This is a genomic window from Roseovarius sp. THAF8 (genome assembly GCF_009363735.1).
GTDB lineage: Bacteria > Pseudomonadota > Alphaproteobacteria > Rhodobacterales > Rhodobacteraceae > Roseovarius.
The window spans coordinates 102,720-125,537 of record NZ_CP045411.1; the positions used below are offsets into that span (position 1 = coordinate 102,720).

Sequence of the window (22,818 nt, forward strand, 5' to 3'; positions counted from 1 at the left end):
TTGACAACTTGTTTGCTTCGGGTAGAAAACTTAGCCATGTCTAACTTTTGCCTTGGAGACCGTGGTGATGCTAAATATTATGAGAGTGCTGCTCGCCACACTCGCAAGTGCGCTCCTCCTGTCCGGACCTGTCGCGGCGACGCCGGCCAAGGAGGCGCCCTGGCTTCCCGACGCAGCGGCCTATCGGCTGACGCTCTTTCTTGGAAACCTCGCGCCTCTGCCCTGGGACGACATCAGGACCGCCTGGACGGAACCCTACCGGGGTTCGGAATTCTCTGTCGGAGCGCTGGCGTGGCTGGACCGCGAAAGCAAAATCGAGCCTGACGCTCTCATGGACGCCATGATGCGCGAAGACCGGCAGGCGGTTTTTGCCGAGGCGACGCGGCTCATCGCGCTCAGGATCGAAGAGGAACTGGACCGGTCTCTCGCGGCCGAAGAATCGGCGACAGCACAGCAGGCCGTACGAACGGCACGCGAACTCTACCGCGCGTTCGAGGACGGCGTCGCGGCCGCCGATTCGGAGGCTGCGAGACGGATCGGCCTGGCTTGGCTGGAGCTCAATAGCAGCACCGGGTTCTCTGGCGTACTTGGCGCAGGCTCAACATCTGCGGATCGCGAGACCATGGAAGCGGCGCGCACAGTGATCTCCAGCTATCTTGCGGAAAACTATCTTTTGGACAGCTTCGCTCCGCGTCGGGCGTTAAGCGCCCTGCCGGAAACCGCCGTGCTCAGCGGTCGCGCCATCGAGGTGCCGCCAAGCCTGCCACCGGGCTCCGACATCTTCGATCAGGACCCGTTGCCACTGCTCGTCCTCAATTTTGAGGAGCAGGACATCGACGAGACCGACCTGCCGCTCGTCGCTTTCGGCGACATGCTGTTCGACAGCGCGCAGATCTTCGGAAGCCCCGCGCGCGATCTCGGGATCACCTGCTCGACGTGTCACAACCGCTCGGACATCAACCAGCGGCTTTTCGTTCCGGGCGCAAGCCACCAGCCAGGCGCGATCGACGTCGACGGCGCCTTTTTCAACCCGATCTTCAACGACCGGCGCGACGACCCGCTCGACATTCCGAGCCTGCGCGGCTTGCGTTTTACAGGTCCCTACGGCCGCGATGGCCGTTTCGCCTCCCTGCGCGATTTCACCCGCAACGTGATCGTCAACGAGTTCGGCGGGGATGAACCGACGCCCTTCATGCTGGACGCTCTCGTCGCCTACATGCTCGAGTTCGACTTCCTGCCGAATTCCATGCTGACGACCGATGGCCGCCTGACCGACGCGGCCCCGGAAGTCGCCCGGCGTGGCGAGGAGATCTTCAACCAGCCCTTTGCCGGGCTCGGCGATCGCTCCTGCGCCAGCTGCCATGTGCCAGATGCGAACTTCCTCGACCGGCAGGCCCACGACATAGGCTCCGTTGCGCCAGCCTATGAAGGTGCCCGTGCCGGTGCGCTGGACACGCCCACGCTGCTCGGCACGGCCTATACCGCGCCCTACTTCCATGACGGATCTCTGCCGACGCTGGCCGCTGTCGTGGACTGGTTCGACGAAACGAAAGCGCTCGGGCTGACCGAGGAAGACCGCGCGTCCCTGACCGCCTATCTCGAGACCGTGGGTGCGGCGGACGAACCCTACGAGGCGTTCGACACCGAGAATACCGCTTTCCGGCTGGCATTCGCCGAATTGACGACCTTCGCCTCGACACTCGACACGCTACTGCCGCGGCGGGACGCAGAGCACATCCTGCTGCTGACTGACACCGTGGCCGCGGACCTCTCGGCGGACGCCAGCACCATGTCGAACCTTGCTGCGCGGCCCGAGGTCTACGCGTTGGCTGAGCGGCTGGCCGCGGTCGGCGCCGCCGTCCGTGCCGATGACTGGGCGACCGCCGAAGCAAGCTGGACCGCGTTCAAGTCCGAAGCCGCCGCAATCGAAGAGAGGGCATTCTGATGCCAGTTCAACTGACCCGTAGAACGATACTGACCTTGGTCGGCGCGGGCGCGGTGTCGTTGGCGACACCTCTCGCCGCGCAGGACACTGCGTTGCGGCTGGCTTTCATCCCGCAGGAGAACCCGGAGAAGCTGCTTGGCGATATTGAGGCCATCACCGGCTGGCTGGCCAGTGAGATCGGCGTCCCGGTCGAGGGGTTCGTTACCATCGACCACGCAGCGGCGGTTGAGGCGCTGCGAAACGGCGACGCGGATATCTCCTTCATGGGCGCCCTGCCCTTCGTTCTGGCCGAGGCCGAGATCGGTGCCGTGCCGCTCCTGTCCGAGGTCTACCGCGACGCGCCGAATTATACGGGCCGCATTTTCGTGCGGCGCGACAGCGGTATCGGCGCGCTCGCAGACCTGCGCGGACGCGACATCGCCTTTGCCGATCCGATCTCGGAATCGGGCTATCTCTATCCGCTCGCCGAATTCGTAGAGGCCGGGCTGGTTAAAGGTCCCGGCGCAGCGGAGGAATTTTTCGGCCGCGTCTTTTTCGCGGGGGGCTACCAACAAGCCATGCAGGCAATGGCCGAAGGCCTGGTCGATGCCGCGGGCGCCAGCCAGTATGCCGACCTGCTTCTGACACCGCAGCAACAGGCGGAGGTAACCTGGATCGCGGAAAGCGCACCGATCCCGAGCCATTTGGTGATCGCTCGCCCTGGGCTCGATGCCGCTCTGCGGGACCGTTTTGTCGACGCAATGCTGCGGCTCAACGAGCCGGAGCACCGCAACAAGCTGCGCTATCTTTATGGACCGGACGGCTATATCAGGGCCGACGGCGCCGCCTATGACGGCGTGCGCGATATGGCGCGGCGATACGGGCTGTTGGAATGAGCACTGCTATCCAAATCGACGACCTGAGTTTTGCCCATACGGGCGCAGACGTCCCGGCGCTGGAGCGGGTTTCGCTTAAGATTCCGACGGGCGAAAGCGTGGCTCTGCTCGGCCCGTCCGGGGCGGGCAAGACGACCCTGCTGGCACTGCTTGATGGCAGGCTGTTTGGCTGGCGCGGGCAGGTTTCGATCTTGGGCGCACCGCTCGATCCCGATCATCCGCCAATGCGCGCGCGCCGCCCGGATACCGGTTTCGTTTTTCAAGAGTTCGCGTTGGTCGAACGCTCCACTGTTCTGCGTAACGTCCTGAACGGCCGCCTGGGGCGCATGTCGCCGCTGCGGGCCCTGATGGGATCACCGACCAAGCACGATCTGGAGATTGCGCGCACGGCACTTGCCGATTGCGGCATTTCTGATCTTGCCGAACGCAGAGTCGACAGCCTCAGCGGCGGGCAGCGGCAGCGCGTCGCCATCGCGCGGGGTCTGGCGCAGGAACCACGGCTTATTCTGGCCGATGAACCGGTGAGCAACCTCGACCCCGCGCGTGCAGGTGAGATCCTGGCGCTGCTGACCGGGGCGGCGCAAGCGCGCGGCGCGACGGCGCTGTTTTCGTCGCACCAGCCCGAGCTGGCGCGGCATTTCGCGCAGCGCATCATCGGCATTCGTGGCGGGCGGATCGCCTTTGATGTGCCGACCTCCGAGTTGAACGAGGATGCGACAGCGGAGCTCTATCGGGAGGTTGAGCCAATCCCCGGAATCGGCCTCAGGGCGGTGTCCTGATGGCGTTCCGCGGGTTTGGCGGCTTTGCGACGAGTGGTCTGATTGGCGCTGCGATCCTGTGGTCCTTCGCGACGACCGATGTCGAGTTGTCGCGTCTCATGTCGGCCGGCCCGCGCATTGCCGATTTCCTCGGTCGCATGTTTCCGCCTGACCCGACCGTGATGGCCGAGATCAAGAAGGGCAGCGCGGAAACGCTGAGAATAGCGATCCTCGGCTCCCTCGGTGCTGTGATCCTGTCCGTTCCCTTCGGCATTCTCGCGTCTGAGACGATGGTATCGCCTGCGGTGTTCCGGCCGATCCGAACGCTGCTTGCTTTCATCCGGGCGATTCCGCTGATCCTCGTGGCCATGCTCATGGTAGGCGCTGTCGGGCTCGGGCCGCTGCCCGGCATCATCGCGGTCGCCTTTCATGCAACGGGGATGCTCGCCAAGTTCTATGCCGAGGCGATCGACGGCGTGTCCCGCGCGCCGATCGCCGCGCTGGAAAGCGCGGGCGCCGGGCCGCTCGTGCGGCTCAGATACGCGATCTGGCCGCAGATGGCGCCGGTCGTCGCCCGCGACACGATTTTCCGGTTCGAGTTGAACCTGCGCGAGTCGCTGATCCTCGGGATTGTCGGCGCGGGCGGGATCGGCTTTTACATCCAGACCTACGTGCGCTCTTTCCAGTATGACAAGGCGGCCAGCGTCACGATTGCCGTCTTCGTCATGGTCATCGCCATCGAAGCTATCAACGTCGCGCTGCGCCGTCGTTTTGCCTGACCTTCAGGCATAGATGTCGATCGGTGTCCCGTCCCTGACCATGGCGTAGATATCCTCGATCTGCCGGTCCGTGACGGAGATGCAGCCCGCGGTCCAGTCGCGTTTGTTCATCGGGTCGATCCCCTTGCGGGGCCCCCCGTGGATGAAGATGTCGCCACCCGGCGATTTTCCTTGCGCCTCTGCAAACGCGATGTCGGCTTCATTGGGATATGAAATGCCGATGGAGAGGTGGAAGAGGCTGTTTGGGTTGCGCCGGTCAATCAGGTAGGAGCCCTCCGGCGTGCGGCCGTCCCCCTCAAACTGCTTGTGGCCTTCGGGCGCGAAGCCCAATCCGATGGGATAGGTCCGCAAGACGTCATCCGCGCCGTCAAGAACTAACAGCCGCTGCGCCTTGTACATGCGTAACCGGGTCACTTGTGGTCCGTTGTACGACCGGAACTTGCTGGCACAGCCTGAAAGGAAGGCGGCCAAACCGCCCAACAGCAAGACCCGCCGTGAAATTCTGGTATTCATCACTGCTCGACGCCCCTTTTGCGAGGTCTGGATGATGTCAGACGTTACCCTACCGAAACCGCCGGATCAATGACCGTGCGCGAGTGCTCCCTTCGCCATCCGCTCGCCAATCGGTTCACCGCCCGAGGGCCCCGCTTCGACCCGGTGGCCGTTCAGGAGCCGAAGCGCGTTGGCCACGACAAGCAGAGACACGCCTACATCCGCAGCAATGGCGCCCCACATTGAGGCCATCCCGAACGCGGTCAGCCCGACGAACAGCGCCTTGGTCGCCAGCGATATGCCGATATTCTGGTGGATGATCGTCATGGCCCGGCGCGAATGGCCAATAAGCCAAGGTACCTTGCCGATGTCGTCGGTCATAAGCGCGATGTCGGCCGTCTCGATAGCGGCATCCGATCCGACAGCGCCCATGGCGATGGCATAATGCGCACGCGCCATGGCCGGTGCGTCATTCACACCGTCGCCGATCATCGCTACCATGTCGTGGCTTTCGACGAGTTCCTCAATGGCCGTCACCTTGTCTTCCGGCAAAAGTTCGGCGCGCACCTCGTCGATGCCGACTTCGGCTGCCACCGCGCGCGCGGTGCGTTCGTTGTCGCCCGTCAACATCACGATGGTCTCCACACCCTGCGCATGCAGGCGCGCAACGATACCCTTTGCATCTGGGCGGATGCGGTCGCGAAGCTCCAGTACGCCGGTCACGCCGGCCTTGTCACCCACGGCAACGAGGGTGCTCCCTGTCTCCCCGATCTGATCCCGCAGATCCGCCGGAATGGCATTGCCGAACCCTTTCTCTTCGGCGAACCGATCCGAGCCGAGCCAGATAGCGCGCCCGTCGGCGCGTCCTTCCAGACCGCGCCCGGGCACGGTGCGGGTGTCCTCTGCGGCAGACACGGAAACACCATCGGCTTTGGCGCGCGAGAGTATGGCGCGTGCCAGCGGGTGTGAAGACCGCACCTCCAGGCTTGCTGCCAGCGCCATGAGATCGCGTGCGGAAACACCGACCAGTGGGTGAACCGCCGCCACCTCAGGCTCTCCCATGGTGATCGTCCCGGTCTTGTCCATCGCCAGTGCCGTGGTCCGCCCCGGCGCTTCGACATAGGCGCCGCCCTTGATGAGCACCCCCGCCCGTGCCGACGCGGTCAGCGCCGCAACGATGGAAACCGGCGTAGAAATGACCAACGCGCAAGGACATGCGATGACCAGAAGGACCAGGGCATTGTAGAACCAGTAGTCCCAGGCGCCGCCGAGCAGGAGTGGTGGCACCAGCGCGATGGTGATCGCCAGAGCCATCACGATTGGTGTGTAGATGCGCGCGAACTTGGCCACCCACTGTTCGACCGGCGCGCGGCGGGCATGGGCATCGCCTACCATGCGAATGATTTTCGCGAGCACCGTATCCGAGGCGGCCTTCGTCGCCCGCACCGTCAGTGTGCCCTCGCCGTTGATCGTGCCGGCATAGACCTCTTCGCCGGGTTCCTTGGGTACTAGCGCGCTTTCCCCAGTAATTGGGGCCTGATCGACGGCCCCTGCCCCGTCCACGACCTCACCGTCGAGGGGGATACGGTCGCCGCCGCGCACGATAAACCTTGCATTGACTGCCACAGCCGCAGCCGGAACGTCGGATTCCGATCCGTCTTCGTAAAGGACCCGCGCCGTTGGCGGCGCCAGATCGAGGAGCGCGGAAACCGCGTTACGCGCCCGCCCCACGCTCCAGCTCTCAAGATAGAGAGAGAGCGAAAAAAAGAAGGCGACCGTCGCAGCCTCAAAAAACTCTCCGAGGCTGATGGCGCCGGCGACGGCCAGCACCATGAGCAGGTTCATGTCGGGGCTAAGCCTCCGCGCCGAAGACCAGGCCTTGGGCGCGACAAGCCAAACTCCGAAAAGAATCGCGAGGGCGAAGATCCCTGCTTCCGCCATGGGCATCGGCACATCGCCATGGCCCGCAAAGAGCCCGAGCGCGCCACCCATGCCGGTCTCGACCATGTGAAAAAGGAATCCCGCCCCCCAGAAGCCGCCGCTCAACGAGGTAAAGCGCTTCTGACGTGCCAGATGCGCCGCCTGGTCCTCTGCTGCGTTGTCGGCATCCCAAGGCTTCGCGCTCATGCCGGTCGTTGCGACCAACTGCGTGACCTCGTCGTCTGGTATCCTCTTGGCGCTATCGAGGATGGTCATTCGCCCGTTGATAACGTCGAATGCCAGGTGTTCGGTTCCGCCCACTTTCGGCCCGACAACCCGGTTCAGGATCGCCACCTCTTCGGCGCAATCGAGCCCGGAGACCTGAAAGCTCCTTCCGCCGGACGGCGCTAGCCCAGCCGACGCAACATCACTGTTCGCATCGCAACAGGATTTGCCTGTTGCGTGAGGTTGCTTTTGATCACTCCGGTGGCTGTGATCGTTGCGGTTGCCATCAAAAGACATGGATTGACCTCGGGATTCATTGATTCCACATTGCTATAGCTCCTAAAGCAACTAGAGCATCAAGAGTTAGAATAGGACGTTTCATGCAGAAAATTGCAGCGTCCGAACGTTCACCGCACCACTAAGGCGCGATGAAATCAGAAAGAGCGGGTTAAAAATGCAAAAACGACAAGCGCCTATCATTGCAGCAATTCTGGTACTCGCCGGCTGCGCGGTGCCGCCGACAGATGATGGCGCTCAGAACAAGGTTGGCAATGTTCCCGCGTCTGTAGCGGCCCTTGCTGCACCCGGTCAGGATCTCACGTCGGCTCGTCGACTTCCGGAAGATGGGTGCTACTGGTATCAGCACAGTGGACCAGTAGAGACCACTTTGGTACCTCTTCGCGCGGCCGGCGGCGGACCAATCTGCACGTCTCTCCAGTCTTGATTTGCTTGTCCAGAGGGTCGCGGATGCGTCGAGTTCAGTGCACGCCTTCAACTTTGCGCTGTCACACTATCCTCGGCCGAGTAAAGAAACGCTGTCGAACCTATCTTGACGTTGGGATAAAGTTCGTTGATGTGAGCCATGACCATCCGGACGCAGCCAGAACTTGCGCGACCGCCGATGCTTTTTGGATACGGTGTGCCATGGATACGTAGATAGCTATCCCTACTGCCGACAAAAAGATAAAGCGCACGTGACCCAAGTGCGTTGGTCGGGCCAGGTTCCATACCATCTGCGTATTGCTCGTACTCCGGATTGCGTTCAATCATGTTTTTGGTTGGCGTCCAATGAGGCCATTTCACCTTCCGCTTAATCGTATAAGTTCCCGGCTCATAAAGGTCGCCCTTTGCAATGGCCACGCCGTAGCGCATTGCAGTTCCACCTTTTTCGATGTGATAGAGGTATCGCGCCACTGCGTCCACGTGGATGTCGCCCGGCACGAGATTGCGCTTCGCGACGACGCGCTGCGGCAAAAACCTTGGATGCAGACCCCATGGGTTAGTCGTGGCTGGCTCGTAGCCGAACGGTGTGACTTGCTTGTCCCAAGCCGCCTTTTGTGATTCTGTTGGCCACGTATCGGCAAAGAGCGGCTGACCGATTGAGGCCGAGAATAGCGCAGTCGTTGTTTGGATGAAGTGGCGTCTCGTCAGCATTTTTCTGTTTCCTTCGCAAGATTTTACTAAAGGATAAAATATATCCTTATCGTGCCTCTACTTACCCAGGTAAGGAATAAGGCATCGTCAGCAACCTTCCCAAGGTCTAGTTCGGTACATTTGCGTCGTAACTCCTAAAGCTCCTAAAGGTTCAAGAAAAAAGTTCTGCGAACACGGTTCCCACTAACCCAGCCTCGTCGCGTGAAAAACCAGCTGATCCAATTACTTCTCAAGGGGCTGACGAAGCTCTTTTCAACATATTTCCGAGCCACAGCCTCTAGTCAGGGTCAGATAGGCTAGCGATTGGTTGATCCTTGCGAAAGTAGGCTTCGACGTGAAAAATTGGTCCAAATTCTGCATGCGAACAGGATACGATTGCATCATTCATGTGGGTATCAAAACCTCACGGGGTGAGACATGCACCGCGTACTTTCGTTTCGCTGACCTCAAGTTGCAAACGACTTTTTCAAATGCCGTTCAGTTTGGGGTAAAGATAAACGCGTGCACCTATCGCAACACGATCGTACAGGTCCTTTACGTGCTTATTGGTGAGGCGGGCACATCCGTTTGAAACGGCCGACCCGATGGTTTCTGGTGCATTGGTTCCATGGATTCGAAGATAGGTGTCTCGGCCGTCATCATCGTATAAATAGATCGCTCGCGCGCCGAGAGGATTATTCGGTCCTCCCTTCAAACCGTTTCTAAATCGTGCATACTTATTCGGCTCTCTTTGGATCATGGCGTTGGTCGGCCGCCACCACGGCCATTTGGCTTTGCGCGCTACTGTGAACACGCCTGATTCGTACAAATCCTTGCGTCCAACTCCTACTCCGTAGCGGATCGCCATACCTTCTTCGAGCATGAAATACAAAAAAAAATCATCCGGTACTAAATGCAGATCTCCGGGCAGCCAATCCGTCCGACGTGCGTTTACCAGTTGAGGAAGAAAGCGCTCTGGAAAAGAGGGTTGACTTGCTGCACCAATCGTAGGAGCCAACATGCTGGCTGCACTGGTAGATACGAACACTCGCCTGCTAAAGCCTTTCATTTTGATGTACCCTACTAGTTTGCGTTGCATGAAATTGCGAACACATTGCGTCGATATGTAGAACACACGATCGTGTGTTCACAACTGCGAGCTGTTTGACTGTTGCTCCGAGGATACGATCCGAACTTTCGGAAGGGTTATTTGCCCAAAGCATGCCGAGCACTTAGTGGATATCTGCGTGGCAATCCTCAACACCGCTCTCCAGCGTGATACAATCTTGCCTATTCGGTCACGGGCGATAGTGGCGAGACGCTCAAGTACTTCGATAGAAACGTGTTCGTAAACTTGCTCCTGATTTTGCATCCAAATCACGAGCGAGAGCTACTGGAAAGGCCACTACGTGTGAACGATGACTTTTCGAAGGTTGGATATTGCTTCAACCTATCGTGAGTCCAGCGTCAAGATGTGGTTTCACACCTGTGCCCAACGTAGGTTCGACTCAGTAAAAAGCTTGGCGCTTGATGCGCGGTCCCGCCTCGCATATTCCGGCGCCAAATCTGCTGAGAAAGGCACGCCTTATATGACTCTGTCCACAATCCTGCGTATCGACAAAATCCTGCTCGGCATTGTCGCCGCCGTGCTGTTACTTTCGGTCGTTATTTATTTCTACAGCACCGACTATTTCTCGCTCACCTACGCGCGTGAAGACGGCTTGGTGGAATACAGCACTGCTCTCTTTCTCTGCGTGGCCAGCGTCGTCCTGGTGATGAACGCGCGGTCGCTAAAGGCGCGCGGCGCGGGCCTCGCCTTCGCCTGCACGCTGTTCTATGCGCTTGTCTTCTTCTTTGCCGCCGGCGAAGAGATTTCCTGGGGCCAACGTATAATCGGCTGGGAAACCGGCGAGACCTTCGAGGAGATGAATAAGCAGCAGGAAACGAACCTGCACAACCTGATTGTGCCCACGCCTTGGGGCGATTTCCACCTCGCCAAGACGCTCTTCGGTCCGATCCTAACGTTAATCGTGCTGGTCTACATTACCGTGCTGCCACTGCTCTACTTGCGCGTCGGCTGGATCAAACGTGCCGCCAATCACATTGCCGCCCCGGTGCCCGGCACACGTCACGCAATGCTCGCCGTTACAGCAAGCCTGGTGATTGCGGTCATCGACGTTCCTCGTAAATGGGAGGTCTACGAGTTGGTCTTCTCGCTCCTGGCAACCTCGATCTTCCTCCTGCCGCAGAACAGTAAACACACGACTTTCTTGGAGGCGTGATATGAGCCGCGCCGGGTTTGCCGGAGGCTGATTGATCTTAGCTACGCGGCCATGTCTGATGTTTCCAGGGTCGCGTAATAGTTTGCTTCGACCTCTCTTGGCGGAATGTATACGATGGGTTCGAGAAGACGACGGTTGTTGAACCAATTCACCCAATACAGGGTCGCGTATTCCACTGCATCGAAACTGCGCCATGGCCCGCGTCGGTGGATGACCTCAGCATTGAACAGGCCATTGGCCGTCTCGGCCAGGGCATTGTCATAACTGTCGCAAACGCTTCCCACGGAAGGTTCTACCCCGCCTCTGCGAGTCACTCGGTATAGCGAATGGACAGATATTGCGATCCGCGATCCGAGTGAAGCACCAGGCCTGATCCGGGTTGTCTCTGAAGAACGGCCTGTTGGAGGGTGTAAGGTGCGGTTACTCGTGGGACATCCCGTTTGTTGATTATAGCTTCTCTCTGAGCGCTTCGTAAGACGTCTTGACGCCAACGGTAGAAGCTGGATCGACCTATCCCGAAATAGCGGCAAGTCCTCGCGACGTGACCGATCTCCTCCGCATGTCGAAGTATCCTCAACTTGCGTTGGTCCTTGGTCATGAACATCTCCTTCTTCCCAAACCTCGGAGGTTAAAGAAAATGTCCCGCGAGTAACGGCATATCTACATTGCTCGGCTACCTCCGTAGCGCTTGATTTTATTGCCTCAAATCGTTGGGGCCGGGCGTGTTCGCCTCGGCCCCATTGTCTATCTTCACTTCATCTGCGTGACAGTAAGCTTTCCCTCAACCCGGTCGGCAACGAACTCGATTTCCTGACCCTCCGCCATCTTGGCCATCATTGCTTCGTCAGCGCGGAACACCATGGTCATCGCGGGCATATCAAGGTTAACGAGAGGGCCGTGAATGATTGTGACTTTGCCGGCCTCCGCGTCGATTTTCTTGATGGTCCCGCTCGTGTACTCCACGTCAGCCTGAGCTATCTGGTCACCGACCGCTACCTCACGATGCATGCCGGCTTCGTAGTGGCCCGGGATCAGGCATGCTGCTTCGAACGTACCAGAATTCGCGAAAGTCCAGACAACCTCACCCGACGCGCCCGCATCGAGACGGATACGGTTCGGATCGTCGTGTTCCATGTCCATCTTGGCCATTTCGATCTTGTGCTCGGCATTGCGCTCGACCGTGTCGAGTACGAACTCATGCTCCAACTCACCCTTGTTGGTGATGTTGAAGCGGATGGTTTCACCCTCCTTGATGGTCATCTCTTCGCTCTCGATCAGCATCTGGCCCTCATCGTTTTCGAGCAAAGTGACGTCGATTGTGCGATCCACCTTGGCGGGGTCACCCGGCATGCCGACCATCATTTCTGTCTGTTCGGTAGGCTGGTTTTCATCATGTCCACCGCCGTGCGTGCCTGTAGCATAGGCCTGTGTGGAAAGCGCGATCGCGAGGCTTAATGTCAGAAGAAGGTTTTTCATTTCATTTTCCTGTAGGTTGGTTTGGTTAGAGATGACGAAGGGCTGCTCAGCCCTTCGAGGCTGGTTTCTGTGTGAGAATGGTCCTGGGGCTGTTGTTGGAGGCGAATTCAGGCAACTCGCCGGTCCATTCGTAGGCCATCTCGCCCGGGGGGTTCTCGTACCAGCCGGGATCGGAGTAATCGTCCGCGTCGATGCCGTCCCGCACCTTTACGACCGAAAACATGCCGCCCATCTCGATGGGGCCGTAAGGACCCCAACCCGTCATCATCGGGATGGTATTGTCGGGCAGCGGCATTTCCATTTTCGCCATATCGCCCATCCCGTTCGTGCCCATAGGCATGTATTCCGGCTGAAACTGACGGATCTTCTGCGTCAGCGGCTTCTTGTTGACCCCGATGAACGTCGGCACGTCATGGCCCATGGCGTTCATCGTGTGGTGTGACTTGTGACAGTGGATCGCCCAGTCACCCAGATGGTCCGCGACGAACTCATAGGCGCGCATCGCGCCCACGGGGATGTCGATGCTGACCTCCGGCCATTGGGCTTCAGGTGGAACCCAGCCACCGCCTGTGCAGCCCGGTCGATCAGTATGAACGATAAATCTATGCGACGGACTGGTTTCGCCTGCCGCATGTTCTCCACCGGCTGCGCTTGCAAAAACTTGCGGCTCGCCGCGACTGCCTTAGCGGCCGAATGAAACCTGTGCCTTTCAAAGAATAGCATTGGTGAAAGTAGCATATTCAGCCTTTTGAAGCGTGGGTCCTGATCGAGCAGGCTATGCTCCGGCGCTGGAAGGTCAAGAAAAACCAATGCTTTAGAAGCATAATTTTTGTAACGAAATGTATCCTTGATCTTTGTTGGCAATCGCGCTTTTTTAATTGTGAAAGGTTCGGGATGTATGCGTTTTTTCAGATTGACACGAATGGCTCATATTCTGTCGCTCATCGTCTTGATGGTAGCGGCCATGCCGTTTGTCGGACCTGAAGCTGGCTCGCCGCAAGAAGATTGGAGCCACGTTGCCGCGATGGACGTTCGTGATTGTGACGCACATCTTGTGTCGGACGATACTATCCCCGGTTGCCCTGGTATGATGGTGCATTGCGTCACTTTTTCTAACGCCGATCATGCACTACCCGAACCGAAGCTCTTTGTCGTGCACGTTTATCATGGGTCTCGCGCGGTCGACGCAGAAGGCTTGAAGCCGGAAGCGTCTTCGCCCCCTCCGCGAGTCTGAACGCGCTTCGATTCTCATCCCTGCATCTTACGGCTCAGGTTTCCGGTCTCGTCCAAATAAGAAACGGCGTGAACGTGTGAAGGGCTCCCCTGTTCGGGTGGTCCTGAAACACCTCGGGTACTCGCGGGATCACTTCTCAGAAGCTACTCGAGGTCTGCCGTGATCGGGCGAACCTTCGACTCAATCATCGCAAAGGAGAAGAGTATGCGACTCTTCAAAGCAAAACAGTGCGCGCTTTCCGATACAGCGCTCAGTTCGTCGGAACATCTGGCAAAAGGTCTGTCCCGGCGTCAGTTCGGTTTGACTGCGGCTGCCGCGCTTGCCATGCCGACGGCATTGCGCGCGCACGGATCGCCAAAGATCACATCGAAAGGGACCTATGATATCACTGTCGACCGGGTTCGGATCGACACTGGGAACTTTCGGAAAATGGGGGTCGGTTACAACAAGAGCCAGATTCCAACGATCCTGCGGTTCAAGGAAGGCGAGGAAGTCACCATAAACGTGACCAACAACCTCCGCGAGAGCACCTCAATTCATTGGCATGGGCTGATCCTGCCCTTCCAGCAGGACGGCGTCCCCGGTATCAGCTTCAACGGTATCGCTCCGGGTGAAACCTTCACCTACCGGTTTCCGATCCAGCAAGCGGGAACTTACTGGTTCCACAGCCACTCGGGCTTTCAGGAACCCGATGGTGCCTACGGGGCCATCATAATCGAGCCGCGCGACGGTGAACGGATTCGGGCGGATCGTGATTATGTCGTGCAACTGGCCGACAAGCACCCGCATCCGGGCAGCCGGATTATGCGGAATCTCAAGAGGATGCCGGATTACTACAATCGCTCGCAACGCACCTTGCAAACCCTGATCGAGGACGCGCGCCAGGATAGTCTGAAAGCAGCCCTAAAGGATCGCGGGATGTGGGGGCGGATGCGGATGATGCCAACGGACATTGAGGATGTGCAGGGATTTACCGCTCTGATCAATGGGCGGAGCACATCGCAAAACTGGACAGGGCTGTTCCGGCCCGGTGAGAAGGTCCGCCTGCGAATAGTCAATTCTTCGGCCATGACCTATTTCGACATGCGTATCCCGGGCCTGAAGATGAGCGTGGTCCAGGCTGACGGCAACGACGTCAAGCCGGTCACGGTGGATGAACTGCGTGTTGCCGTGGCGGAGACTTTTGACGTCATCGTCCAGCCGCGGGAAAACAAAGTTTATAGCATCATTGCCGAATCAATGGGTCGCACTGCGCTCGTTCGTGGGACTCTATCGCCAAAAGAAGGTTATGCCGGGGCCGTGCCGCGGCTCAGGTCCAAGCCATTGCTCACAATGGCCGACATGAGCGGCATGATGGGGATGGATATGGGTGACCACGTCATGCAGAACGCAAGTGGCATGCAGACCATGAGTGGAATGGAGCACTCAAAAATGCAGGGTATGAATAAGCCCGGCATGAACGGCATGGAGCACTCTGGCATGAATATGTCAGGCAATGGCGACCCATTCTATGCGCCAGGCAGCGGGCTGACACCCAAGGCCTATAACGGCGGCAAGTTCCTGTCCTACACGGATCTGCGCGCTGCGCGGCCGCTTTACCGGAACCGCGCTGCCTCGCGCACCATTGAACTGCGTCTGACGGGCAACATGGAGCGTTACATCTGGTCGATCAACGGAGTAAAATACGAGGATGCCGACCCAATCGTGCTGAATTATGGCGAACGGGTGCGCATCCGCTTCATCAATGAGACAATGATGGCGCATCCAATGCACCTGCACGGGATGTGGTCGATCATCGATACCGGTCAGGGCGCGCGTAACCCCATCAAGCACACGGTGAGCGTCCAACCCGGCACGACAACCGACATAGAGGTCGAGGTCGATGCCCCTGGACAGTGGGCTTTCCATTGTCACCTCTCTTACCACGCTGACGGTGGCATGTTCCGCAAAGTCGTAGTCAGAGGGCGCCCAGCCTGAACCAGTCAGAAAAAAGGAAAATCAAGATGAAACGTTTCAAACTGGCCGGACTTGCCGGCCTCTTTCTGCCCTGGGCTCAGGTCACATACGCCGAGCCGCTTATCTGGGGTTTCCAAGCGGAGCAGTTCGAATATCGCGCGATGGATGGTGAGGATGCCTTCGTATGGGATTTTGATGCTCTCGCGGGATCGGATGAGTTGAAATTCGTCTGGAGAAGCGAAGCCGAGCTTGGCCTCACATCGGATGATTTCGAAAAATTGGAAAACCAGGCGCGACTTCAGTTTCCAGTTTCGCCTTTCTTTGATGCCGTAGTGGGGGCTTATGCGGATACGCCGGGTGGGGCACCTGACCGCTACGCTGGTGTGGTCGGCCTCAAAGGCCTCGCGCCGCAGTGGTTCGAGATCGATGCCGATCTTTTCGTGTCTGATCACCCATTCTTCCGTTTCGAGGCAGAGTATGAGGCACTGTTGACCAACCGCCTGATTTTCACGCCGAGCATCGAAGTTGATATGCCCCTGAAGGATGATCTGGCGCGCGAACGCGGCGCTGGCGGTGCTATAGTGGAGATCGGAGCGCGGCTTAGCTATGACGTCATCGACCGCGCTTTTTCTCCTTATGTCGGCGTTAACTACGAGGCCTCTTATGGCGACACGAAGGACATCGTCAAAGCAAATGGTGAAGATACTGATGCATTTTCGATCGTCTTCGGTACGAGCCTAATGTTCTGAAAATTTTGTCGCCCCGGCTGCAAGCCCGGGCGACCTTCAAACTATGCAATTCCCAAAGGGAGCGTGAGAGATTAACAGCCAAACTTGAAACGAAACCGTGATGAGTGGACGGGGACACGCGGGTCACATGCGGTAGAGCGGACGCAGCATGGCAATGTCAGCTTAACGAGATCGCTGTCGAAGTGCGCGAGATGATGGGCCAGGCCGTCGACGCCGCGTGAAATGGAGATTCTACGATTACGTCTTGAGCTTCCATTAGCTGGAAGCCCTAGGGTCGTAGCGACCCGGACGCAACCCCGCCAAATACGAGGACGCACCGCTCGATGTCGAACGATAGAAGCCAAGTCGGCTGGATCACTACAGATACGCTGGGTCCAAGTGCCATCGGTTCGGGGCTGTTCCTCGTATTTGCGCCCGTTCACCTTTGGGTGCCCGAACAGGTCTCGGTCGCAATCGCGGCCCTGACACTGGCCGTGATAGGGGGCGCCTATATCGGTTTCGGCGCCTCCTCTGGCTTGGCCCGGCTGTTCTGGTTGGAATTCGGGGCCGCTGCCTTCTACGCGTTTGTGGCGCTTGTTGGTCTGCTCTGGTCGCCGCTCGCGTTGCCGCTGGGACTGGCGGCGCATGCGGCCTGGGACCTGCTGCACCGTATTGGCGCCTTCGGTGCACCGGTGCCGAAATGGTACATTCCCTACTGCGTGGTCTTCGATCTGCTGACCGCCGGTTTTCTCCTCATCCTTTATCTACCGTGAGGGCGGTCAGGTGGCACAGGGCATCACGGTTGGAACAGGCGCAAAAATCGTCCTCGCGGTCGCGCTCGTGGCCGCTGCGGCGGCGCTGTTCCTTGGGCCCTTGTCAGGCTTCGTGGAAGACCTCAGCGGCGAGCGGATATCGGCCTGGGTGAGCGCTGCCGGCGCATGGGGGCCGATCGTCATCATCGCCCTCATGACGATCGCCATCGTCGCCACGCCGATCCCAAGCGCACCTATCGCCTTGGCGGCAGGTGCCGCATACGGACATACGATCGGCACCATTTACATCGTCATCGGCGCCGAATTCGGCGCCCTGGCGGCCTTCGCTCTGGCACGGTTCCTAGGGCGCGATGTGCTGACCAGATGGTTCGGCGAGACGGTGGACAAGGGCTGGCTCGGATCGCAAAACGCGCTGACCCTGACCGTGTTCGCCAGCCGGCTGATGCCGTTTATCTCGTTCGACATCGTCAGCTACGCTGCCGGTCTCAGCTGCCTGCATTTCTGGCGTTTCGCTGTAGCGACGCTTGCCGGCATCATCCCCGCCAGTTTCGTTCTCGCGCATTTCGGTAACGAGGCGATGAGCGGGGAGCCCGGGCGAGCCGCCTGGGCCGCTGTCGGGCTGGGGGCACTGACGCTGGCCCCCATTATCGCCGTGGCGATCCGCGAGCAGCGCGGGAGGAAGGCACGCTCATGACCGCGACCCCCAGGCCCGACGCGCGCCCGTCCCCGGACTGGAGAGCCGTTCGCGCGCTGATCCGCCGCGAGATGTTGCGGACTTGCCGCCGGCAACTGGGCAATCGGGCATTGCACCTTGCGGATGGCGAAGAGGTGCGCTGGCCGCCTGAAGACATCGAGCGTTTTCTCGTCACGCTCGATCGTGCAGCGGAAGAAACGCGGGAGATTGTCGGTTTGCAGACCCTGCCCGATGGCGGCAGCCGGCTGATGGTGGAGCTTGACATCTACACCGTCGCCGCCGATACCGCTCTGCGGCGCCCAGGGGTCGAGACGGGGTGCGCGCACGCGGTCGTCACCGATGTCGGTTGGGACCTCTACCGCCGGATGCTGCGCCTGTCGTCGCTGTCCGCGCGGCTCATCAGCCGCTATCCCGGGCGCAGGCTGCGCTGGACGATCCGGGCACTGCTAGTGTTTCTCTTCTACCCGGTCGGCGCCCCGGGCTATGCCGCGCGCGTCTTTCGCGATGGTGACGACCCGCAAACGCATTTCACACATCGTCCGCCGCAAACATTCGCCCGGGCGGTCGCGAGGCATCGCGCAGAGCCCGAACTGCTGGAAGCCTTTCGCCAAAGTTGGTGCCTCTACGACTGGCCCGGCGCCAATCTCATCGCCGGGGATGGCAAGCGGGGCCATTACCGCAGACCGCAGACGCTCTCTGCCGGGAAGGCACGCGCATTCGGAAAGGAAAATGTCTAGATGAAATCGGAATACAAGGCGAACAGCATCAGCCTCGCCGGTGCGATTGCGATGGGGACAGGCGTGATGATCGGCGCCGGTATCTTCGCACTGACCGGGCAGATCGCGCAGCTTGCCGGACCACTCTTCCCGTTGTCCTTCATCGCCGGCGCGCTCGTCACCGCGTTCAGCGCCTATACCTACGTCAAGATGTCCAACGCCTACCCGTCTGCGGGAGGCATCGCGGTGATCCTGCAAAAGGCCTATGGCCCGACGACCGTCGCCGCGGGGGCCGCGCTGCTCATGGCCCTATCGATGGTCATCAACGAAAGCCTCGTTGCGCGGACTTTCGCCACATATTCTTTGGAGGGATTAGGCGTCGAGCGGACCAACTGGTTGGTTTCTACCCTCGGTGTGGGTCTGATTGTGTTTGCCTATCTCATCAACGCTGCCGGCAACCGGTCGGTTGGCTTGTTCTCGATCGTCATGGCTATCCTAAAGGTGGGAGGTATCGCGCTTTTCGGGGCGGCGGCGCTCTGGGCAGGCGGTATCTCGTTCGAGGCGGCGACGGACGGGCAATCGACGCAAATCACCGGCTTCGTGGCCTCCGTTGCGCTTACGATCCTGGCTTTCAAAGGGTTCACCACGATCACCAATAGCGGTGCCGAAGTGAACAATCCGAACCGTAATATCGGTCGGGCCATCGTTGCGTCCATCGGCATCTGCGTTATCGTTTATCTTCTCGTCGCCTTCGCCGTCGGTTCCAGTCTTAACCTTGAAGAGATCATCGCTGCAAAAGACTATGCCCTTGCTGAAGCCGCGGGGCCGACCTTGGGCCGCACGGGCTTCTACCTGACTGTCCTATTGGCCATCGTCGCCACGTCATCAGGACTGATCGCGAGCATTTTCGCGGTCTCTAGAATGCTTGCCATGCTGACCGACATGAAACTGATCCCCCACAGCCACTTCGGCATGCCGGGTGCGATCCGAGACCATACTTTGGTCTACACCGTGGTAATCGCCAGTTTCCTAGCGGTGTTCTTCGATCTCAGCCGGATCGCCTCGCTCGGTGCGTTCTTCTATCTGGTGATGGACATCATCATCCACTGGGGCGTGTTTCGGCACCTGCGACAGGAGATTGGTGCCGTGGGGGCTATTCTGCTCGGCGCGATCGCGCTCGACATCATCGTGCTGGCGGCGTTCACCGCGCTGAAATGGCAGAGCGATCCGTTGATCGTGCTGGTCTCGATCGGGATGATGGTCGCTGTCTTTGCCTTCGTGGGTCTATTCTTGCGCCATCGTCCACCACAAGAGGATAAATCCGAGCCTCACTCGCATATGTAGGACGATAGACAATGCTAACTGCCGCCCTTCCGTTTCCAGACATCGGCCACGAAGTCTTTTCGATTGATATTTGGGGTTTTCACCTCGCGCTCCGATGGTACGCGCTCGCGTACATCGTCGGCATCGTAACAGGTTGGCGAATTTGCGTTCGGACCTTCGGGCGTCCTGCGCTCTGGTCGGATGCTGGGCCACCTATGAAACCCGCGCAGTTGGATGAACTGCTCACGTGGATTATTCTCGGCGTCATCATCGGTGGGCGTCTTGGTTTTGTCCTGTTCTACGAGCCGCAATACTACCTGAAAAACCCTTTGGAAATCCTGATGGTCTGGCAGGGCGGCATGTCCTTCCATGGTGGGTTTCTCGGGGTGACGGTCGCTGGGCTTGTCTTCTGTATCCGCCAGCGCGCGTCGTTTCTTGGAACTGCGGACATCTTGGCTCTGGCCACGCCACCCGGGTTGTTACTCGGACGTCTCGCCAATTTCACCAATAACGAGCTCTGGGGACGGCCGACTGATGTTCCATGGGCGGTGATCTTCCCCGGAGAGGCCGCGCAAGCCTGCCCAGGCGTGGTGGGGCTATGTGCGCGGCACCCGTCGCAGCTTTACGAAGCGTTGCTTGAAGGAGTGGTGCTGGGCATCCTTATGCTGGTTCTGGCATGGCGAAAGGGATGGCTGAAAAGGCCCGGTGCCCTGACAGGAGTGTTTCTTGCGGGCTATGGCATGTCCAGGGCCTTAGTCGAGTTCTTCAGGCAGCCGGATTTGCAATTCGTGAGTGAGGATAACCCAATCGGACACGCCCTGCATTTCGGAACCTGGGGACTAACGATGGGGCAGGCGTTGTCGCTTCCAATGATCTTTGCCGGACTGGCATTGATCTGTTGGGCTTTTCGCATGCAACAGCGAGATCGCGACCAGAAGACAACCGAGACTGTGTAAGTTTCGATCCGCTCGAACCTATGCAATGAAACGCTGCGCGCCGTTTATCCCAAAACGAGAATCAAGTCATCCGACAGCGAAAGGTCCGGAATGTGAAGGTTCTCTGGTGCGAGTCCCTTTCTGATGCGCCCGGCGGGGTCATAATGCGAGCCGTGGCAAGGGCAAAACCAACCTCCAAAATCGCCGGAGCCTTTTCCAAGCGGAACGCATCCCAAGTGAGTGCAAACGCCAATCATGATCAAATACTCTTCGCGGCCGGGAACTGCCCGGTGCTCATCGGTCGCAGGCACGTCCCCGTCGAAGTTGGGGTTTCTTGCGATCGCATCAGGTAGGTCGGCGACACTTTCGGAACGTGCCGCAGAAATTTCCTCTTCAGTTCGATAGCGGATGAACACCGGTTTTCCCCGCTACTTGACAGTGAGTTGCGTGCCAGGTGTCAGCTCGGAAATATCCACGCGGATCCTGAGCAAAGCCCTGACCACCGCGAAGGTGGCGAAGAACAGGACCAGCACCAGCTTCTGGGTTCCGGTCAGCTCCGGTTCGGTGAATTCGCCATCGTCAGCGCTTAAGAATATCCGGCGATGTGCATCGCGCTGCTTGGCGACCACCGAGTGGGATGGATCGGCCTTTACTTTAGCGGCGTAGCGCATCACGTAGGCGATGCATGTCAAGAGTCTGCCGGTCAGGATGACTAGCCGCAATGCCATACCCTGGGTAAGGGGTATCCCCGCCGCGTTTGATGCGATGACGGTTGTAAAAGGGGTGATCGTGGAGCCGAGGGTGCCGATGCCAGCTCCGATCAGGATGATGGCGACGCCGGTGACCGCATCAAACCCCGCGGCGACAACAACCGGGATCAGCAGTGCATAAAAGGCCGGTTTTTCCTATGCCATGCCGTAGGTCGTGCCGCCCAAGGCGAACAGCGACATCAGGATCGGTATCATCCAGATCTCGCGCCCTTTCATGCAGCCCATCGCCCGTCTGGATGCCAGTATCGATGGCTTTGGTGGCGTTGACTACGCCAAGAAACCCATCCAGCAGGAGCACAAACAGCGCTACATCAATTGCGTTCGCCGCATAACTGTCCGGGTCATAGAATCCTGCCACGGGAGCTAGCATGACTTCGACAAAGCCCTGCGGATTGGGATCGACGGTCTGGTAGGTTCCCGGCACGGCAACTTCACGCCCGACCTCTTCGTTCATCGCACGATCATATTGTCCTGCGGGGATGATCCAGGTCAGGCCTGCGACAATGATGATTAAGGAAAAAGGATCGTGTACGCGGTTGGAAACCATGACGACACGCCATTACTGTGTGCTTCCCTATCGGTTGGATTGTCGTTCAGGGATCCACTACCGTCTTGTCATTGAGTTGCGTCATGTGCCTGCGTGAAGTTTGGCAAGAAGGCGGGAACTCGCGCGGCATACGCGTCGAACCTGTCTCCGAACGCGGCCCGGGTTTCCCGCTCCTCTGCGCGAGCAAGCCGCACGTACATCCAGAACAACGCCGGATACATCGCCAGTGTCAGCAATGTTGGCCACTGGACCAGAAAGCCGGTCAAAACGAGGATGAAACCCACGTATTGCGGATGTCGGACACGCGCATAGGGACCACTGGTAGCCAGCGTGCCGTTCCGTTGGGCTTGGTAAAGCACTCGCCATGCGGCCGAGATCATCCAGAACCCAAGTCCGATCAGAACGAAGCTTAGGATGTGGAAAGGGCCGAAATGCGGGTTGGCTTGCCAGCCGAAGAGCATTTCCGGAAGGTGGCCGGCATCGTGCGAAAACCAGTCAATCCCTGGGTAAGTGCTCTGCAACCAACCGGACAGCAGATAAATCGTGAGAGGAAAGCCATACATTTCGGTGAACAGGGCCACTAAAAATGCGCTGAAGGCTCCGAAACTACGCCAGTCTCGCGCCGTTTGCGGCTTGAAGAAGCTGAATGCAAACATGATGAAAATGGCGGCATTCAGCAGGGTAAAGAACCACAGCCCATAACCGGGATCGTGCATCATGACTTATCGCCTCCGCCATGACCCCCGTGCCCAGCATGCATGAAGAGATGCATCACGACGCATCCGAGAAGAAGCAGCGCGAGAAACCCATTACCGCCAAAAATGTGGACGCGATGTTCGAATGCGAGGAGGAACGCACCAATCCCGAGAGCAATCAGAAGAAAGACGCCTGTGCGAGATTTCCAAAAGCCGTTTTCGTGATTGTCGTGATTATCATCATGCTCAGTCATCTGCTTTGATCCTGTTACTGTTGAATGG

Annotated in this window: 20 protein-coding genes and 5 pseudogenes; 13 read left to right on the forward strand and 12 right to left on the reverse strand. The window is 59.0% G+C overall.

Features of this window, described 5'->3' with window-relative positions; genetic code table 11:
• Positions 1–61 precede the first annotated feature (61 nt).
• The 4 genes from FIU85_RS20375 to phnE are packed head-to-tail and all read left to right on the forward strand — an operon-like array spanning position 62 to position 4,357.
• Entirely contained in the window at positions 62–1,945 is a 1,884-nt protein-coding gene (locus FIU85_RS20375; protein WP_254703079.1) for a cytochrome c peroxidase, read from the forward strand.
• Complete coding sequence (locus FIU85_RS20380) at positions 1,945–2,820, forward strand: phosphate/phosphite/phosphonate ABC transporter substrate-binding protein (protein ID WP_152494670.1); 876 nt, start codon at positions 1,945–1,947, stop codon at positions 2,818–2,820. Before FIU85_RS20375 ends, FIU85_RS20380 begins: the two co-directional genes overlap by 1 nt.
• Positions 2,817–3,599, forward strand: a complete 783-nt coding sequence (locus FIU85_RS20385; protein ID WP_152498343.1) for a phosphonate ABC transporter ATP-binding protein — start codon at positions 2,817–2,819, stop codon at positions 3,597–3,599. The genes FIU85_RS20380 and FIU85_RS20385 overlap by 4 nt, the downstream gene beginning before the upstream one ends.
• Complete coding sequence (gene phnE / locus FIU85_RS20390; RefSeq protein WP_152494672.1) at positions 3,599–4,357, forward strand: phosphonate ABC transporter, permease protein PhnE; 759 nt, start codon at positions 3,599–3,601, stop codon at positions 4,355–4,357. The genes FIU85_RS20385 and phnE overlap by 1 nt, the downstream gene beginning before the upstream one ends.
• A 3-nt stretch (positions 4,358–4,360) precedes the next feature.
• On the opposite strand, the gene FIU85_RS20395 is transcribed toward phnE, so the two are convergent.
• From FIU85_RS20395 to FIU85_RS20415, 4 genes are all read right to left on the reverse strand, one after another.
• Positions 4,361–4,870 carry a murein L,D-transpeptidase family protein gene (locus tag FIU85_RS20395; protein WP_057796567.1) on the reverse strand — a complete coding sequence of 170 codons (510 nt, stop codon included), beginning with the start codon at positions 4,868–4,870 and terminating at the stop codon, positions 4,361–4,363.
• Between the two features lie 66 nt (positions 4,871–4,936).
• Positions 4,937–7,291, reverse strand: coding sequence for a cation-translocating P-type ATPase (locus FIU85_RS20400; protein ID WP_254703076.1), 2,355 nt, complete (start codon positions 7,289–7,291; stop codon positions 4,937–4,939).
• A 474-nt stretch (positions 7,292–7,765) separates the two neighbouring features.
• Complete coding sequence (locus tag FIU85_RS20410) at positions 7,766–8,428, reverse strand: L,D-transpeptidase (protein ID WP_057796563.1); 663 nt, start codon at positions 8,426–8,428, stop codon at positions 7,766–7,768.
• A gap of 466 nt (positions 8,429–8,894) precedes the next feature.
• Entirely contained in the window at positions 8,895–9,428 is a 534-nt protein-coding gene (locus tag FIU85_RS20415; protein ID WP_144435632.1) for a L,D-transpeptidase, read from the reverse strand.
• A 499-nt stretch (positions 9,429–9,927) separates the two neighbouring features.
• On the opposite strand from FIU85_RS20415, the gene FIU85_RS20420 reads away from it, so the two are divergent.
• Entirely contained in the window at positions 9,928–10,689 is a 762-nt protein-coding gene (locus tag FIU85_RS20420) for a hypothetical protein (RefSeq protein ID WP_152494673.1), read from the forward strand.
• Between the two features lie 41 nt (positions 10,690–10,730).
• On the opposite strand, the pseudogene FIU85_RS20425 reads toward FIU85_RS20420, so the two are convergent.
• From FIU85_RS20425 to FIU85_RS20435, 4 genes and pseudogenes are all read right to left on the reverse strand, one after another.
• Positions 10,731–11,095 (reverse strand): annotated as a pseudogene (locus FIU85_RS20425) (IS3 family transposase); the annotation flags it as partial.
• Positions 11,096–11,113: 18 nt separating this feature from the next.
• Positions 11,114–11,287: pseudogene (locus FIU85_RS22405) on the reverse strand (helix-turn-helix domain-containing protein); the annotation flags it as partial.
• 152 nt (positions 11,288–11,439) lie between these two features.
• Complete coding sequence (locus FIU85_RS20430) at positions 11,440–12,165, reverse strand: copper-binding protein (RefSeq protein ID WP_152477313.1); 726 nt, start codon at positions 12,163–12,165, stop codon at positions 11,440–11,442.
• Between the two features lie 46 nt (positions 12,166–12,211).
• Positions 12,212–12,739 (reverse strand): annotated as a pseudogene (locus FIU85_RS20435) (multicopper oxidase domain-containing protein); the annotation flags it as partial.
• Between the two features lie 348 nt (positions 12,740–13,087).
• Here FIU85_RS20435 and FIU85_RS22150 point away from each other — a divergent pair.
• The 8 genes from FIU85_RS22150 (at position 13,088) to lgt (ending at position 20,545) form a co-directional block, all read left to right on the forward strand.
• Complete coding sequence (locus FIU85_RS22150; protein WP_139837413.1) at positions 13,088–13,399, forward strand: hypothetical protein; 312 nt, start codon at positions 13,088–13,090, stop codon at positions 13,397–13,399.
• A gap of 324 nt (positions 13,400–13,723) precedes the next feature.
• Positions 13,724–15,376, forward strand: coding sequence for a copper resistance system multicopper oxidase (locus FIU85_RS20440; protein ID WP_057796908.1), 1,653 nt, complete (start codon positions 13,724–13,726; stop codon positions 15,374–15,376).
• Positions 15,377–15,402: 26 nt separating this feature from the next.
• Entirely contained in the window at positions 15,403–16,104 is a 702-nt protein-coding gene (locus FIU85_RS20445) for a copper resistance protein B (RefSeq protein ID WP_057796902.1), read from the forward strand.
• Positions 16,105–16,427: 323 nt separating this feature from the next.
• Positions 16,428–16,856, forward strand: a complete 429-nt coding sequence (locus FIU85_RS20450; protein WP_057796901.1) for a DUF6010 family protein — start codon at positions 16,428–16,430, stop codon at positions 16,854–16,856.
• Positions 16,857–16,956: 100 nt separating this feature from the next.
• Entirely contained in the window at positions 16,957–17,550 is a 594-nt protein-coding gene (locus FIU85_RS20455) for a TVP38/TMEM64 family protein (RefSeq protein ID WP_254701911.1), read from the forward strand.
• Positions 17,547–18,287, forward strand: a complete 741-nt coding sequence (locus FIU85_RS20460) for a hypothetical protein (RefSeq protein WP_152477314.1) — start codon at positions 17,547–17,549, stop codon at positions 18,285–18,287. The genes FIU85_RS20455 and FIU85_RS20460 overlap by 4 nt, the downstream gene beginning before the upstream one ends.
• Complete coding sequence (locus FIU85_RS20465) at positions 18,288–19,610, forward strand: APC family permease (protein WP_057796899.1); 1,323 nt, start codon at positions 18,288–18,290, stop codon at positions 19,608–19,610.
• A gap of 11 nt (positions 19,611–19,621) precedes the next feature.
• Positions 19,622–20,545, forward strand: a complete 924-nt coding sequence (lgt, locus tag FIU85_RS20470; RefSeq protein WP_057796898.1) for a prolipoprotein diacylglyceryl transferase — start codon at positions 19,622–19,624, stop codon at positions 20,543–20,545.
• A gap of 44 nt (positions 20,546–20,589) precedes the next feature.
• On the opposite strand, the pseudogene petA reads toward lgt, so the two are convergent.
• From petA to FIU85_RS20485, 4 genes and pseudogenes are all read right to left on the reverse strand, one after another.
• A pseudogene (gene petA, locus FIU85_RS22155) lies at positions 20,590–21,030 on the reverse strand (ubiquinol-cytochrome c reductase iron-sulfur subunit); the annotation flags it as partial.
• A pseudogene (locus FIU85_RS20475) lies at positions 21,022–21,849 on the reverse strand (YfcC family protein); the annotation flags it as partial. The pseudogenes petA and FIU85_RS20475, both read right to left, overlap by 9 nt.
• Before the next feature lie 60 nt (positions 21,850–21,909).
• On the reverse strand, positions 21,910–22,560 hold the full coding sequence (locus tag FIU85_RS20480) for an isoprenylcysteine carboxylmethyltransferase family protein (RefSeq protein WP_201455466.1): 651 nt from the start codon (positions 22,558–22,560) through the stop codon (positions 21,910–21,912).
• Positions 22,557–22,790 (reverse strand): DUF2933 domain-containing protein, encoded by a 234-nt coding sequence (locus FIU85_RS20485; RefSeq protein WP_082631175.1) that lies wholly within the window; start codon positions 22,788–22,790, stop codon positions 22,557–22,559. Before FIU85_RS20485 ends, FIU85_RS20480 begins: the two co-directional genes overlap by 4 nt.
• Positions 22,791–22,818 lie beyond the last annotated feature (28 nt).

Coding starts and splice junctions, on each gene's coding strand:
- phnE (WP_152494672.1), top strand. CDS start 3,599: ATGGCGTTCCGCGGGTTTGGCGGCTTTGCGACGAGTGGTCTGATTGGC.
- FIU85_RS20430 (WP_152477313.1), bottom strand. CDS start 12,165: ATGAAAAACCTTCTTCTGACATTAAGCCTCGCGATCGCGCTTTCCACA.
- FIU85_RS20415 (WP_144435632.1), bottom strand. CDS start 9,428: ATGTTGGCTCCTACGATTGGTGCAGCAAGTCAACCCTCTTTTCCAGAG.
- FIU85_RS20445 (WP_057796902.1), top strand. CDS start 15,403: ATGAAACGTTTCAAACTGGCCGGACTTGCCGGCCTCTTTCTGCCCTGG.
- FIU85_RS20410 (WP_057796563.1), bottom strand. CDS start 8,428: ATGCTGACGAGACGCCACTTCATCCAAACAACGACTGCGCTATTCTCG.
- FIU85_RS20480 (WP_201455466.1), bottom strand. CDS start 22,560: ATGATGCACGATCCCGGTTATGGGCTGTGGTTCTTTACCCTGCTGAAT.
- FIU85_RS20450 (WP_057796901.1), top strand. CDS start 16,428: ATGTCGAACGATAGAAGCCAAGTCGGCTGGATCACTACAGATACGCTG.
- FIU85_RS20440 (WP_057796908.1), top strand. CDS start 13,724: ATGCCGACGGCATTGCGCGCGCACGGATCGCCAAAGATCACATCGAAA.
- FIU85_RS20395 (WP_057796567.1), bottom strand. CDS start 4,870: ATGAATACCAGAATTTCACGGCGGGTCTTGCTGTTGGGCGGTTTGGCC.
- lgt (WP_057796898.1), top strand. CDS start 19,622: ATGCTAACTGCCGCCCTTCCGTTTCCAGACATCGGCCACGAAGTCTTT.
- FIU85_RS20385 (WP_152498343.1), top strand. CDS start 2,817: ATGAGCACTGCTATCCAAATCGACGACCTGAGTTTTGCCCATACGGGC.
- FIU85_RS20485 (WP_082631175.1), bottom strand. CDS start 22,790: ATGACTGAGCATGATGATAATCACGACAATCACGAAAACGGCTTTTGG.
- FIU85_RS20460 (WP_152477314.1), top strand. CDS start 17,547: ATGACCGCGACCCCCAGGCCCGACGCGCGCCCGTCCCCGGACTGGAGA.
- FIU85_RS20465 (WP_057796899.1), top strand. CDS start 18,288: ATGAAATCGGAATACAAGGCGAACAGCATCAGCCTCGCCGGTGCGATT.
- FIU85_RS22150 (WP_139837413.1), top strand. CDS start 13,088: ATGGCTCATATTCTGTCGCTCATCGTCTTGATGGTAGCGGCCATGCCG.
- FIU85_RS20380 (WP_152494670.1), top strand. CDS start 1,945: ATGCCAGTTCAACTGACCCGTAGAACGATACTGACCTTGGTCGGCGCG.
- FIU85_RS20400 (WP_254703076.1), bottom strand. CDS start 7,291: ATGTCTTTTGATGGCAACCGCAACGATCACAGCCACCGGAGTGATCAA.